This is a genomic window from Wolbachia endosymbiont (group A) of Brachyopa scutellaris (assembly GCF_964026995.1).
Lineage (GTDB): Bacteria > Pseudomonadota > Alphaproteobacteria > Rickettsiales > Anaplasmataceae > Wolbachia > Wolbachia pipientis.
Genome location: NZ_OZ034720.1, coordinates 1,394,363 through 1,407,458 on the forward strand (window position 1 = coordinate 1,394,363; position 13,096 = coordinate 1,407,458).

13 protein-coding genes and 4 tRNA genes are annotated in these 13,096 nt (G+C 36.4%); 6 read left to right on the plus strand and 11 right to left on the minus strand.

Going from position 1 to position 13,096, the window contains the following annotated elements; translation table 11 throughout:
- Positions 1 to 31 precede the first annotated feature (31 nt).
- Positions 32 to 928, minus strand: coding sequence for a cation diffusion facilitator family transporter (locus AAGD93_RS07240; protein ID WP_006280506.1), 897 nt, complete (start codon positions 926 to 928; stop codon positions 32 to 34).
- 26 nt (positions 929 to 954) lie between these two features.
- A tRNA-Val gene (locus tag AAGD93_RS07245) sits at positions 955 to 1,027 on the minus strand.
- A gap of 250 nt (positions 1,028 to 1,277) precedes the next feature.
- Here AAGD93_RS07245 and AAGD93_RS07250 point away from each other — a divergent pair.
- The gene (locus tag AAGD93_RS07250; RefSeq protein ID WP_341819436.1) at positions 1,278 to 1,721 is read left to right on the plus strand and encodes a hypothetical protein; all 444 of its coding nucleotides are present in this window, start codon (positions 1,278 to 1,280) and stop codon (positions 1,719 to 1,721) included.
- On the opposite strand, the gene AAGD93_RS07255 is transcribed toward AAGD93_RS07250, so the two are convergent.
- The 4 genes from AAGD93_RS07255 to AAGD93_RS07270 all read right to left on the minus strand — a co-directional run bounded on the left by AAGD93_RS07255 (position 1,634) and on the right by AAGD93_RS07270 (position 4,923).
- Positions 1,634 to 2,493, minus strand: a protein-coding gene (locus tag AAGD93_RS07255) for an IS630 family transposase (protein WP_341819229.1) whose coding sequence is annotated in 2 segments (ribosomal slippage) — positions 1,634 to 2,169 and positions 2,169 to 2,493 — 861 coding nt in all. Because the reading frame shifts where the segments join, the coding sequence is not laid out codon by codon here. The two genes, AAGD93_RS07250 and AAGD93_RS07255, sit on opposite strands and share 88 nt — an antisense overlap.
- A gap of 152 nt (positions 2,494 to 2,645) precedes the next feature.
- Complete coding sequence (locus AAGD93_RS07260; RefSeq protein ID WP_065094379.1) at positions 2,646 to 2,960, minus strand: hypothetical protein; 315 nt, start codon at positions 2,958 to 2,960, stop codon at positions 2,646 to 2,648.
- Positions 2,961 to 3,022: 62 nt separating this feature from the next.
- The gene (locus tag AAGD93_RS07265; protein ID WP_341819437.1) at positions 3,023 to 4,633 is read right to left on the minus strand and encodes a magnesium transporter MgtE N-terminal domain-containing protein; all 1,611 of its coding nucleotides are present in this window, start codon (positions 4,631 to 4,633) and stop codon (positions 3,023 to 3,025) included.
- A 214-nt stretch (positions 4,634 to 4,847) separates the two neighbouring features.
- Positions 4,848 to 4,923, minus strand: a tRNA-Ala gene (locus tag AAGD93_RS07270).
- A gap of 319 nt (positions 4,924 to 5,242) precedes the next feature.
- Between AAGD93_RS07270 and AAGD93_RS07275 the strand changes: the two genes are divergently transcribed.
- A tRNA-Lys gene (locus AAGD93_RS07275) sits at positions 5,243 to 5,315 on the plus strand.
- 19 nt (positions 5,316 to 5,334) lie between these two features.
- Positions 5,335 to 6,597 carry an NADH-quinone oxidoreductase subunit NuoF gene (gene nuoF / locus AAGD93_RS07280; protein ID WP_341819438.1) on the plus strand — a complete coding sequence of 421 codons (1,263 nt, stop codon included), beginning with the start codon at positions 5,335 to 5,337 and terminating at the stop codon, positions 6,595 to 6,597.
- A 28-nt stretch (positions 6,598 to 6,625) separates the two neighbouring features.
- Here the strand turns inward: nuoF and infC are convergent, their stop codons facing one another.
- The 5 genes from infC to nuoI are packed head-to-tail and all read right to left on the minus strand — an operon-like array spanning position 6,626 to position 9,942.
- Entirely contained in the window at positions 6,626 to 7,144 is a 519-nt protein-coding gene (gene infC / locus AAGD93_RS07285) for a translation initiation factor IF-3 (protein WP_341819439.1), read from the minus strand.
- Positions 7,145 to 7,156: 12 nt separating this feature from the next.
- Complete coding sequence (gene thrS / locus AAGD93_RS07290; protein ID WP_341819440.1) at positions 7,157 to 9,064, minus strand: threonine--tRNA ligase; 1,908 nt, start codon at positions 9,062 to 9,064, stop codon at positions 7,157 to 7,159.
- Positions 9,057 to 9,344 (minus strand): hypothetical protein, encoded by a 288-nt coding sequence (locus AAGD93_RS07295; protein ID WP_341819441.1) that lies wholly within the window; start codon positions 9,342 to 9,344, stop codon positions 9,057 to 9,059. The genes thrS and AAGD93_RS07295 overlap by 8 nt, the downstream gene beginning before the upstream one ends.
- Entirely contained in the window at positions 9,338 to 9,460 is a 123-nt protein-coding gene (locus tag AAGD93_RS07300) for a hypothetical protein (protein WP_255322257.1), read from the minus strand. The genes AAGD93_RS07295 and AAGD93_RS07300 overlap by 7 nt, the downstream gene beginning before the upstream one ends.
- Complete coding sequence (gene nuoI, locus AAGD93_RS07305) at positions 9,460 to 9,942, minus strand: NADH-quinone oxidoreductase subunit NuoI (protein ID WP_038199316.1); 483 nt, start codon at positions 9,940 to 9,942, stop codon at positions 9,460 to 9,462. Before nuoI ends, AAGD93_RS07300 begins: the two co-directional genes overlap by 1 nt.
- A gap of 131 nt (positions 9,943 to 10,073) precedes the next feature.
- Here nuoI and mnmE point away from each other — a divergent pair, with 131 nt between their 5' ends.
- The 3 genes from mnmE (at position 10,074) to AAGD93_RS07320 (ending at position 12,938) form a co-directional block, all read left to right on the plus strand.
- Positions 10,074 to 11,618 (plus strand): tRNA uridine-5-carboxymethylaminomethyl(34) synthesis GTPase MnmE, encoded by a 1,545-nt coding sequence (gene mnmE / locus AAGD93_RS07310; protein ID WP_341819442.1) that lies wholly within the window; start codon positions 10,074 to 10,076, stop codon positions 11,616 to 11,618.
- Positions 11,619 to 11,665: 47 nt separating this feature from the next.
- Positions 11,666 to 11,753 (plus strand) — tRNA-Ser (locus tag AAGD93_RS07315).
- A gap of 168 nt (positions 11,754 to 11,921) precedes the next feature.
- On the plus strand, positions 11,922 to 12,938 hold the full coding sequence (locus AAGD93_RS07320) for an NAD(P)/FAD-dependent oxidoreductase (RefSeq protein ID WP_264704044.1): 1,017 nt from the start codon (positions 11,922 to 11,924) through the stop codon (positions 12,936 to 12,938).
- Positions 12,939 to 13,096: the final 158 nt, after the last annotated feature.

Sequence of the window (13,096 nt, forward strand, 5' to 3'; positions counted from 1 at the left end):
CACTCTAGTAATAGCATAATAATTTAAAACGTCAATGTTTAAGTATCTTATTATCCGCACACTCATCGTATTCGATCTCGACTGTAGAGTGTGCTATCTCGAACTTATCTAGCAATATTTTTTTTATTTCATATAAAACATTGGTGTGCTGCACATTTTGCTTTATTTTAGCATGCATGGTAATTATAAAATAATTATCAGACAGCGACCATGTATGTATGTGGTGCACATCTATCACTTCAGGTAATTCTGATGTGATCTTACTTTTTATCTCTTCAGCAGATATACCCTCAGGCGTACCTTCAAGGAGTATATGGCAAGAATTTTTGAGAATTTTATAGCCGCTATTTAGAATTATCACACTAACAAATACTGATAAGATTGGATCTACTATTTGCCATCCAGTAAGCATGATAATTATAGATGCAAGTATAGCAGCTACAGAACCTAAAATATCTCCTATAACGTGTAGTACAGCACTTTTTATGTTTATATTGCTCTCGCATTTACTATGTAATATAAAAAAGACTATTATGTTAGAGACAAGACCGAGTGTAGCAATTATTAACATTACTTTCCACTCAACATTGACTGGAAAAATAAACCTCTTTATTGACTCAATTATAATGATTACTGCAATGAGGAATAGAGTTAAACCATTAACAAATGCTGCAATTATCTGCAACCGATGATATCCGTATGATCTCTGCAAATCGGATTTCTTAGCTGAAAACCTATGTGCTAACCAGCTTAAAACCAAGGCAAAAAGGTCAGTGAGCATATGCCCTGCATCTGATAATAGAGCAAGCGAATGTGAAATTATTCCACCTACTATTTCCATAAACATTGTTATCGCAACTATTATTATGGAATAGATTAAGCGCTTGGACTGCGCTGCTGAGTGTTTACCGTTATGCACTGCTGTCATATAAAATCTTTTCATAAACAAAAACGTGGGTAACACTGGGTTCGAACCAGCGACCGCTTGCACGTCAAGCAAGTGCTCTACCAACTGAGCTAATTACCCATCGTGGTTTTAGTATAGTGCTTTGGTGGAATGAAAGTCAATAAACCACTTTGCTTTTGTCCTTGTCCGATGTGATTCCGGAATATAGCTGTATAGAATTTCAGCCATATTCTAAATTTTACATATTAAGTTAACTATCTATACTTTATTTATTAAGATATAAATTATATTAATACAGGGATTTACGTTTTTTTTAGGGAAATTACTTTATGCTTGATATTGAAAGATCAGCAAATTAGAGGTTAAAATTATGACAATTAGTCAACAAGTAAATAAAAATATAACTAAAGCAGAATATTTCAACAATAACGGCAAAGGGTTTAATTCGCCACATGTTATAGAAGTTGAAGATTTAAATATTAAAGTAGAGGTTTATTCTCACAATTTAAGAGCAAGTAAAGTTGCTAACATTGAAAGTGAGATAAGAGAAACAGCTACTAATTTTAAAAACGCATTCGAGTTAGAACGCGGCAGTTCAGAACAAACATTTAAAATTTACATGTTTGATGACAAGGATGATTACACTCACCTTGGCGGAAGCGAGCGTTTCGGTTCTTACCTTGGAGACGAAGGTGGTATAGCATTTCTCATAATAGTCCGAACAGGTCATAGGAAGGCAGAATCAACAGCACGACGAAAGGATTCGAATAGAGGAATGTTTTTCCTGGCTCTTTTTTTTATAGCAAACCAATGATGCTCAATTTTGTTGAAATCTGGAGAATAAGGCGGCAGATACAAAATTTCTGCACCAACCCCTTTAGCAAGCTCGATAATCTTATCAGACTTATGAAAAGTAGCATTGTCAAGAATGACAGTCTGTCCAGGTTCCAAGATCGGTGTCAAAAATTGCTCAAACCATCCATTAAAAACATCCATATTACAGTGGCCTTCAAAGGTTAACGGAACAACTATCTTTCTTCCACTTAAGGCTGCAACCATACTGATTCGTTGAGTTTTCTTTCCAGATTTTAAGGCATAAAACCGCTGTCCTTTCTGGCAATATCCGTAGGGGTAGTCTTCGGTGTTATCAATGCCAGACTCATCTATATACACTAAGTTTTTAGGTTCTTTTGTCGCTATAATTTTCAAAAATTCAGCACGTTTTTCTTCGTTTCTTTCCTTGTATCCATATGTCTTTTTTTGCGCGTAAATCCAATTTTTTTAAGGGCTCGATAGATCGTTTGGATACTAACGTTGTTCCAAAGTTTAGCCATTTCCGATAGAGTCTTTCCTCCGTGTTCTCTGGCAAATTTGGCAAAGGTATCCCAGTCGGTAATTTTGTGATTGTAACCCCCATTTCCAAGTTTTTTTGATTGAAAGTCTCCTGTTTCTTTTCTTCTTTGCTGCCACTCCCATAAAGTAGTTCGTCCAATCTTAAATCTTGCTGCCACTGTTTCTCTGCTTTCTCCTTCGTCTAGCGCTTCCATTCCTTTTTTTCTTAAATCATAACTATATGCTGCTGGCATTCAACCTCCTTATCATCATCTATCCTTATCCTATCACATCCGGACTTTTATGGAAAGAGCTATAATTCAGCTACATTGAAATGGTATGTGAAAAAAGTAATAGCCCACTGGGCTATTACTTTTTCTTATTTTTGCTAATTATTAGCTATTTTCTATCCTAGTGGATTTAACTCTGGAGAAAAAAAGGTGTTGGGATTTGTTATGTCAGAATCCGTGAATGAATCTACTTCATCTCTCAATTTATCGATTTTCTCAATTAAACCTGAATCTTTATCACCAATTTCCTTCTTTATTGTAGATAAGTGCTGTGTGGTTTGGCTTACTACATTATTGATATGTTTTATTATGGAATTGACTGATCCTACAAATGTCGAAGTTTGTACCATCCCTTTAGTTCCTGATATCTCTTTTAATGGTGTCTCAATTAACTCCACATTAAATTTTTTATCTTCTGTTAAATTACTCATATCTATTAACTCCTTAAATGATAATATTAAAAATAATGTTATTCATTATCTTCTGTAATCTGCTAAACAGATATGGAGTAATCCTGAACAGTATAAGCATCATTACTGTTAAGGTAATACTCTTCATTTACTACAGAAGAATGTTGATAGCTAAATTGATTGGGGTTAACTATATCATCACCTTCCAGCAATTCCTTAAGTTCTTCAAGTTTTTCTTTCATTTCCTCTTGTTTCTTGTTTTGTTCATCAAACTTCTCTTTTAATGCATCAATAATAGCTTTAGACTGATCTTGATTGCTGAGATCACCAATCACAGCTGTTACTTTCTCATAAGGCAGCTTGTGAATAATATCTTTAAGCTCTTCTGCGCCTACGTTATCCAAAAGTTCTTTAAACTGCTCATTAGACATATTGCGAGCAAAAGCTTGAAGTTTGTCTGGGTTATCAACTAAAGACTTGATGATAATCTGAATCCTATTAGAATCAGTTAAATCCTGAGCAATTGCTTCGAGTTTCTCATGATCAAGCTTATTAACTAAGTCTTTCAGTTGTTCTTCTTGCAGACTATTTACTAAAGCTTTCAACTGATCACCTTCTAATTCTTTGGAGAGTATCGTCAAGTGGTGCTCAGCCAAGTCTTTTGCAAGCACTGTAAATTGCTCGTCATTTAAAGTTTTAATAAGTGCTTTGAACTGATCCACTTTTAAGTGAGGTAAAATTTCTTTTACTTGCTCTGGATTTAAGTCTCTAACTAGAGCTTCAAGCTGAGCATCATTTAAAATAGGAACAATTATTTGTAACTTTTCTGGATTTAGTTCCTGAGCGAGAGTTTGTAATTGGTGGTTGGTTAGATGATCCACTAAAGCTTGGAGTTGTTCATCTGTTAAGTTCTCTGCTAAGGCCTGCAACTGGTTTGAACTCAGTTCAGGAATTATTTTTTGCAGTTGGTTATTTGTTAAATTCTGTGCAAGAACCTGCAGTTGATTTGAATTCAGTTCAGGAATTATTTTTTGCAGTTGCTCGTTACTAAGAGTATTGGCAAGGGTCGTTAACTGGTTTTCTGTTAGGTTCTCAGCAAAAATTTTGGCAAATGCGTTTGATAATAGTATACTCTCTGGTATATTGGGTAGTACTATATCTCTTATCATCTGTCTCTCACCGCAGTATAACATAATGTCTTGTAATGCCTCATTGTCAGGTGAGTCAATTATATTTCCTTCCCTGTCTGAAAAATAATATTTATTGTTACCATTATCTGACTCTTCCCATGTTACATATTGGTATTTCAGTCGTTCCGACCCAACAGTACTCCTACAACCACTAATAACCATACCCTTCACAAAATTTGTTGCAATTGATAACTTAACTAATGTATTACTGTAATATACAAGTGCATGCTTATTGTTTACATAATCTGAGTTAGAATCATATTTTACCTTGCTTGCAAGACCTTCTTCATTTTCCTCTATGCATATGAAACGGTCTTTGCAAAGATCGCCACAGAATTTTGCAGGTAAGTTTAGTACTACATCATTTTTATCATCCAGTGGTACAAGCTCAACTTTTTTAACAGGTGTACGATGCGTTCTAGACCAATCTATGTTATGTCTAACTTGGTCTTTAAGCACCTCTTTTCCAGCCACCATCTTAAAAACATGTTTTTTTCCACTCATGAGTATTACCTAATAAATTTAATTATAGCTATTCTAACATTTATTGATTAATTTATTGTTAAGTTGATATATATCAGAATTATAATAACAAACATTACTTGCATAGAGAAAAGTTATGAAAAGAAATAGGGATTTTCAGGGAAGTAGTATAAAATCCTCATAGATTAAAATAAGCTGCTTTGACAGGTTTTGTGGCGGCTAGAGCTGTATAGACTGGTGGAGGCAAGCGGGATCGAACCGCTGACCTTCTGCGTGCAAAACAGATGCTCTACCAGCTGAGCTATACCCCCAGGTAATTCTTGCTTAAAGCATAAATCACTCAGGCTGAAATGCAAGAAATATTTATCTATTAGGCTATTGCTAAATAGTGTACAAATTCTGCAGGGTGTACACACTTCTCTATTTTTTTGTCTCCTTAGCGTTATACGTCACACCATCCAAATAAATCTGTGAACTGAAAATTAACAAGAAGTTTTCCTTTAAAATTTTTTAACTAAATTATCACTAACGCAGTATATTATATAATTTATTTAACCACACATGAAAATTTTAGTTTGATTAAAACGGATAAAAACTGTATTGATGTTTAGTATAGCTGAAAAATGAAATGATCCCGTAGCTCAGCCGGTAGAGCAACTGACTTTTAATCAGTGGGTCACGCGTTCGAATCGCGTCGGGATCACTCACAAATTTTGAAAAACATGCTAAAAGAACAAGACAAAATATTCACCAACCTAAATGGTAAAGAAACTCCACTACTTGAGGGTGCAAAAAAACGTGGTGGTTGGCAAAAAACAAAGGAATTACTGGATTTAGGATCAGAAAAAATCATTGATGAAGTAAAGAAATCTGGCTTGAGAGGTCGAGGGGGTGCAGGATTTTCTACCGGCCTTAAGTGGAGCTTTATGCCCAAAAATCTTCCAAAAAAACAACCAACATATTTAGTAGTCAATGCAGATGAGTCAGAACCTGGTACATGTAAAGATAGAGATATATTACGATATGAGCCACATAAGTTACTTGAGGGAATTCTCCTGGCCGGCAGAGCGATCAGCGCATCAGTTGCGTATATTTATATCAGGGGTGAATTTTATAATGAATATTTAGTTCTGAAAAAAGCACTTGAGGAAGCCTATAAAGAAAACTTAATTGGAAAAAATGCCTGCAAATCAGGTTATGATCTTGATGTGTTTATCCATAGGGGTGCAGGAGCTTACATATGTGGGGAAGAAACAGCTCAACTTGAATCAATTGAAGGAAAAAAGGGCTTTCCTCGCATGAAACCTCCATTTCCTGCAGGTGTTGGACTTTTTGGCTGCCCAACCACAATAAACAACGTTGAAACTATAGCCATGGTTCCAGATATTCTGAATCGCGGAGGAGAATGGTTTGCATCTCTTGGTAAACCAAATAATACTGGTACCAAGGTCTTTTGTATTTCAGGGCAGGTAAACAACCCGTGTAATGTTGAAGAAGAGCTCGGAATTCCATTACGTGAATTGATTGAAAAATACGCAGGTGGAGTGCGAGGGGGTTGGGATAATTTACTTGCTGTAATACCTGGTGGGTCTTCAGTGCCATTAATTCCAAAATCTATATGCGATACTATTGAAATGGATTTTGATTCATTAAGAACTGCACAATCAGGGCTTGGTACTGCTGCTGTAATAGTGATGAATAAATCAACTGATATAATAGCTGCAATAGAGAGGTTATCACACTTTTACATGCATGAGTCCTGTGGACAATGCACACCATGCCGTGAAGGTACTGGATGGATGTGGAGGATTATGAGGAGGATGGTGGCAGGAGATATTAAGCCTGATGAAATAGATAAGCTGCTTGACCTTACAACTCAAATAGAAGGACATACAATTTGCGCACTTGGCGATGCTGCAGCTTGGCCGATTCAAGGATTAATAAGACATTTTTGCCATGTTATCAAAGAGAGAGCGATAATTTAACTTTACTTATACTTCTTAAGCCGTTTTGCTACTTAGCAACCAGAGCTAAAAAATATTGATTCCCTTCTCTTTTAGGTGCCAATTCTACCTTTGCGATATCTTCAGTGTCTCGAATTAGCCGTTCTAATTTTTCCAGTCCAACATCAGTATTTATAAGCTCTCTCCCTCTAAATCTCATTGTGACTTTAATTTTATGTCCGTGGGCAAGTAAGTCTCTTGCTTGACGCAATTTTGTTCCGTAATCGTGATCACCAATATTGGGACCCAGTTTAATTTCTTTTATAGTTAATGTTTTTTGTTTCTTTTTTGCTTCACTTGCTTTCTTTTTTATATCATACTTTTGTTTGCTATAATCCAGTATTTTACATACTGGAGGGGTTGAATCAGGTGCAATTTCTACCAAGTCTAAACCAACACCCTGTGCAAGCTCCAAAGCTCGTTCTATTAGCACGATTCCGATCATTTCACCACTGTGATCAACTAAGCGTACCTCCTTAGCTGTGATGAATCCATTAATTCTGTTTTTATTGTTCTTTTTAACTTGCAAACTTTAACTCCCTTAATTCAAATTAATACTTTTTAACAACAATTCAATAGCCTTCTCCAAAGAAAAAGACTCCTGTCTTTCCGATCCTAAATTTCTCACTGACACAGTTTTACTGGTAACTTCATTTTTGCCTACAATCCACAATATAGGAACCTTGTTTAGACTATGCAAACGTATCTTATAACTAATTTTTTCATTGGTCAAATCAGTCTTGACTCTCACACCTTGTTCTTTTAAGACATTGCTGATTTCTGTGGCGTAACCGTCAGCCTCATTTGTAATGGTTAGAATAGCAAGTTGCGTTGGAGCAAGCCAAACTGGAAATTTTCCTGCGTAATTTTCTATCAAAATTCCAATAAAACGCTCAAAAGTCCCAAGAATTGCCCTATGTAACATGACAGGGTGATGCTTGAGTCCATCTGCCCCTATATAAAAAGCTCCCAGACGTTCTGGTAAAATGAAATCAACTTGTAATGTTCCACATTGCCAGCTTCTGCCTATTGCATCTTTTAAAACAAACTCTAGCTTTGGACCATAAAATGCACCTTCACCAGGATTAAGTTTATAACTCAAGCCCGCTTCTTTAACGGCTTCAAGCAGCGCTTTTTCAGCTCTATCCCATACTTCATCATTACCTGCTCTAATATCTGGACGGTCTGAAAATTTCACAGAAATTTCATTAAATCCAAGCTCTGAATATACTTCTTTTAAAAGGTCACAAAACTTTATAGTTTCAGAATTCACTTGTTCTTCCATACAAAAAATGTGTGCATCGTCTTGCGTAAAACCACGCACTCGCATCAGTCCGTGCAATGAGCCTGAGCTTTCATTTCTATGGCATGTGCCAAACTCTGCCATACGTATTGGTAAATCACGGTAGCTCCTGGTGTGAGAATTAAAAATCTGCACATGACAAGGACAATTCATGGGTTTTATTGCTAACTTTTTATTCTCAGATTCGTCAACAATAAACATATTTTCACGAAACTTATCCCAATGTCCAGATCTTTCCCACAGCTCTTTACTTACTAAAATAGGAGTTTTTACCTCAAAATAGCCATTATTTATTAGCTTCTTTCTGATGTAAGACTCAAGAACATTATATAGAATATATCCTTGTTCATGCCAAAAAACCTGCCCAACAGCTTCCTCTTGAATGTGAAATAAATCCATATCCTTAGCAATTTTGCGGTGATCACGTTTTTCTGCTTCTTTGAGGCACTCAAGGTAAGCGTTTAATTCATCCTTATTTCTCCATGCTGTACCATATATTCGCTGCAACATTGGGCCCTTTGCATCACCTCGCCAGTATGCACCCGCTACTTTCATAAGTTTAAACGCTTTAACTCTGCCGGTTGATGGTGAGTGCGGACCACGACATAGGTCAATAAAATCACCTTGCCTATAAACAGTTAGGTTTTCACCCTCTGGTATGGATGAGATAATATCAACCTTATATTTTTCGCCTATACCACTAAAGAAATCAACTGCCTGCTTGCGAGTCCAAACTTCTCGAACAAATCTGTGATTACTTTTTACAATCTCTTTCATTTTCTTTTCTATTGCGGTAAGATCGTCCGTAGTGAAGGTACGACCTGTAGCAAAATCATAGTAAAAACCGTCCTGAATTGTTGGGCCGATAGTAATCTGAGTATTAGGAAATAGCTCTTTCACTGCCTGTGCCATTATGTGAGCAGCATCATGCCTTATTATATCCAAACCCGCTTCGTCACTAAGTTTTATCACTTTTATCTCTGCATCAGCTTCAATTTCAATTTCACGTGAGAGGTCATATAGCTCACCATTTACTTTCAATGCAACTACTTCTTTCAAAGCATCCGGTTGTAATATATCAAAGCCAGTGACTTTACCACTGTATTCTTTTACTTTTTGTTCGGTTGAAAAAGTAACCCTAACCATAAATAAACCTATACGGACATGTAGCTTGAAGGCGGTTTGCTTTTTCCAACGGTGTCATCCCAGTGTCACGCACATAGCCATACAAACATTCATTTTCGAAGGTAAATTGCACAGCAAATGGTGTCATTCCAGTGCTTGACACTGGAATCCAGCTTTTTTGTAATTTCATTGAAAATGTTGTATAGTGTGCTTGTTCACAATCAATTTTACTGGATCCCAGTGTCAAGCACTGGGATGACACCTTTGTGTTTGAGGCAAAACAGGCTATAACATTTAACATACTGCCCTCGCAAACAAATGTTCGTACAGTTGTGTATCAGCTACTGGGATGACACCACCCCTAGTGGGCACTGCCCCTAAATCATAATGGATAACAGGGTTATAAGCTCTGAACATTAATAATAAGGCCTATTCTTTTTTAACCTGAGTGCAATTGCGTCTTCCCAAACTTCACCATTACGCAATAACTTTTCTTTATTGTACATTAGCTCCTCTCTTGTTTCAGTAGCAAATTCAAAGTTAGGACCTTCAACAATTGCATCAACTGGACATGCCTCTTGGCAAAGTCCGCAGTATATGCATTTTGTCATATCAATATCATAGCGCGTGGTGCGGCGACTACCGTCTTCTCTTTCCTCTGCTTCAATAACTATTGCTTGAGCAGGGCAGATAACTTCACATAATTTACAAGCTATGCATCGTTCTTCACCGTTTGGATACCTACGCAACGCATGCTCACCACGAAACCTTGGACTTAAAGGGCCCTTCTCCATAGGATACCTCAAAGTAACCTTTGGCTTAAACATATATTTTAATGTAATAACAAACCCTTTAATTAACTCTACAAAAGACCAGTACCAAGCTAATTTCTTGAGCATAAAATATTTAAAACTTGTGTCAGTCATTATAAATCATATTATCAGTTTTCAAAATAAATATTTTCACCTGGGTGACTTTTTAGGTATTTTGGTTTCTTAAGTGTAATATTGCTAAGTAGTTTATATAAATAATGACAAACACAAATGAAACTATTTTCGCTTTATCGACCGTATTTGGTAAGTCAGGAGTTGCAGTAATCAGAATTTCAGGCAACTACGCGCTTAAAGCTTTAAATCATTTTCATATTAAGAAAGAAATTAAACCAAGATTTGCTACTTTAGTTGATCTATATGATGATTCCAGTCAATTGATAGATAATGGAATAATCATCTATTTCCCTGCTCCAAACAGTTTCACTGGCGAGGATGTTATAGAGTTACAAGTGCATGGAAGTAAGGCCGTCATAAAAATCATCTTGGAGGAATTATCAAAAATTTTCGTTATGGCCAGGCCTGGAGAATTCTCACTTAGGGCTTTTCTAAATGGTAAATTTGACTTAACGCAAATAGAAGGGATTGCAGACTTAATTGATGCTGAAACGAAAATGCAAGCTAAACAAGCGATTAAGCAGATATCAGGAGAATTGGAGAGACTATACAGCAATTGGAGGCAAAGATTAATAACGATACAATCCAAAATCGAAGCATATATAGACTTTCCAGAGGACATTTGGGCAGAAAAAAGTGAATTGGAAAAAATTAATAATGAAGTGCAATCTCTCGTGCAGTTGATACAAGAGCATTTAAATGATAATAGACGGGGCGAAAGGTTGCGTGAGGGTTTACATATTGTAATAACTGGTGAACCAAATGTCGGTAAATCAACTCTGTTTAATTTCTTAGCCAAGCGTGATATTGCTATTGTTTCTGAATATGCAGGCACAACAAGAGATATACTTGAAGCTCATATTGACATTGGCGGATACCCAATCATTCTCTCTGATACTGCTGGAATTCGTGAAAGTTCAGATCCAATAGAATCAGAAGGTATAAGTCGAGCGAAAAAGAGGTCTTTTGAAGCTGATTTAAGAATAGAACTGTTTCCTTTTGAACAACGACACGATGTCAATTATCAAGCCACAGGCAATATACCATCTGTAGTACCAGTGCTTGACACACAACTATGCAAATATTGTAATCAACAAACGGTGTCATCCCAGTGCTTGACACTGGGATCCAGATATAAAAATACTTGCAAATTATGCAATAGACAATGGATTCTAGAAACATGTGCTGAAAACAATGTTCATGATGAGATAAGCTGGATTCCAGTGTCACGCACTGGAATGACATCAGACCAAAATGACACCATTTATGTTCTGAGCAAAGCTGACGATGCAATTAATGACAGAAATATACTGATTGGTGGTGTAGATTTTCTACCTATTTCTATTTTAAAGGGAATAGGTACAAACAAGTTGATCTCTCTCATAAAAAAGAAGGCAGAGGAAAAATTTGGGCATGATAGAGACACTCCTGTGATTACTCGGCAAAGACATAGGAATCACATGAAGAAAGCACTGGAACATTTACAACGTTTTAATATCGATAATCCAATTGAGTTGATATCTGAAGATTTGAGGCTTGCTGCATTTGAACTTGGTGCGGTGATTGGAATTATTGATGTTGAGGAAATATTGAGTAGTGTGTTTAGCAACTTTTGCGTGGGCAAGTAAAGCTTTTATAGATTGCTTAAAATCAAATGTTGTGATAGAAAAGAAATGGACGGATGGCCGAGCGGTTTAAGGCACCAGTCTTGAAAACTGACGTACGTGATGAGCGTACCATGGGTTCGAATCCCATTCCGTCCGCACAGCATCTCGCTATGCTAGCTGATTTTTAGAGCTTATTTGGACTATGTGGTTCATAACGCTGGAAATCTTGTCTAATCTAGCCACATCTTTTAAAAATACATCCCTTTGTAAATTGACCTTGTTAGCAAAGAAAGCTAATATCTATAAATAGATCACCATCTGAATATGGAAACCGATATCGTAATAATAGGTGCAGGGCCTGTTGGAATATTCACTGCTTTTCAAGCGGGAATGCTTGATATGAGATGTCATATAATAGATGTTTTGGATCAAGCAGGAGGACAATGCACAGCTCTTTACCCAGAAAAGCCAATATATGATATACCTGGTTATCCTGTAATTACTGCCCAAAAATTAATTGAGCGACTAATGGAGCAAGCTTCACCATTTGAGCCTGTTTACCATTTAAGTCAAAAAGTGGAAAAGATTTCAAATAACGAAGGTGAAAACTTTACTATCATAACGAACATAGGTACAGAGGTAAAATGCAAAGCCGTTATCATTGCTGCAGGTAACGGAATGTTTGAACCTAACCGTCCACCCTTAAGTGGTATATTAGAATATGAAAATAAATCTGTATTTTATAGTGTAAATAAAATTTCTGATTTTCAGGACAAAACTATAGTCATTGCAGGGGGGGGTGATTCTGCGGCTGATTGGACTGTAGAACTTTCTAAAGTTGCAAAGAAAATTTATGTGATACATAGGAGAAAGGAATTTCGCTGCACTCCTGAAACTAGAAATAAATTAGAATCACTTGAAAATGATGGAAAGATAGAACTGGTAGTGCCATATCAATTACACGAACTAGCAGGAAGTAATGGGCAGTTGAGCGCAGTGATAGTAAAAAACATTGCCTCTAAGGAAGAAAAAGAAATATCCGCTGATTTTTTGCTGCCATTTTTTGGACTGTCAATGAATCTTGGTCCAATAAACAATTGGGGTATACAGTTAGAACATGGCCGCATAGTTGTTGATCCGACTACCTTAAAAACCAGTAGAGATAGAATATATGCAATCGGAGATATAGCTATTTATTCAGGCAAAATAAAGTTAATATTAAGTGGTTTTGCCGAGAGTGCCATGGCTTGTTATGACATATACAAAGTAATCCACAACTCTCCAGTCAATTTTCAATATTCAACTTCAAAGGGAATCCATGGAAAAGAAAAACTTGCTTGACACCCTTCGCCGGCCCCCTTATCATGAAACTGAAGGTATTCAGTTATCTTCATCTGTGCAGATTAAACAGCAAGAAAACAACGTAGTTGGCGTCTTATTTTTAATTTTTTGCACTATGTGCACCTCATGTCTTTATAAAACTTTAGGTTTCTACCTAT

Bases quoted from the DNA above. Each gene is read 5' to 3' on its own strand.
- AAGD93_RS07300 (WP_255322257.1), bottom strand. From the start codon at position 9,460: ATGTTCAGAGCTTATAACCCTGTTATCCATTATGATTTAGGGGCAGTG.
- AAGD93_RS07320 (WP_264704044.1), top strand. From the start codon at position 11,922: ATGGAAACCGATATCGTAATAATAGGTGCAGGGCCTGTTGGAATATTC.
- AAGD93_RS07240 (WP_006280506.1), bottom strand. From the start codon at position 928: ATGACAGCAGTGCATAACGGTAAACACTCAGCAGCGCAGTCCAAGCGC.
- AAGD93_RS07260 (WP_065094379.1), bottom strand. From the start codon at position 2,960: ATGAGTAATTTAACAGAAGATAAAAAATTTAATGTGGAGTTAATTGAG.
- nuoI (WP_038199316.1), bottom strand. From the start codon at position 9,942: ATGCTCAAGAAATTAGCTTGGTACTGGTCTTTTGTAGAGTTAATTAAA.
- AAGD93_RS07250 (WP_341819436.1), top strand. From the start codon at position 1,278: ATGACAATTAGTCAACAAGTAAATAAAAATATAACTAAAGCAGAATAT.
- mnmE (WP_341819442.1), top strand. From the start codon at position 10,074: ATGACAAACACAAATGAAACTATTTTCGCTTTATCGACCGTATTTGGT.
- AAGD93_RS07295 (WP_341819441.1), bottom strand. From the start codon at position 9,344: ATGTTAAATGTTATAGCCTGTTTTGCCTCAAACACAAAGGTGTCATCC.
- AAGD93_RS07265 (WP_341819437.1), bottom strand. From the start codon at position 4,633: ATGAGTGGAAAAAAACATGTTTTTAAGATGGTGGCTGGAAAAGAGGTG.
- nuoF (WP_341819438.1), top strand. From the start codon at position 5,335: ATGCTAAAAGAACAAGACAAAATATTCACCAACCTAAATGGTAAAGAA.
- thrS (WP_341819440.1), bottom strand. From the start codon at position 9,064: ATGGTTAGGGTTACTTTTTCAACCGAACAAAAAGTAAAAGAATACAGT.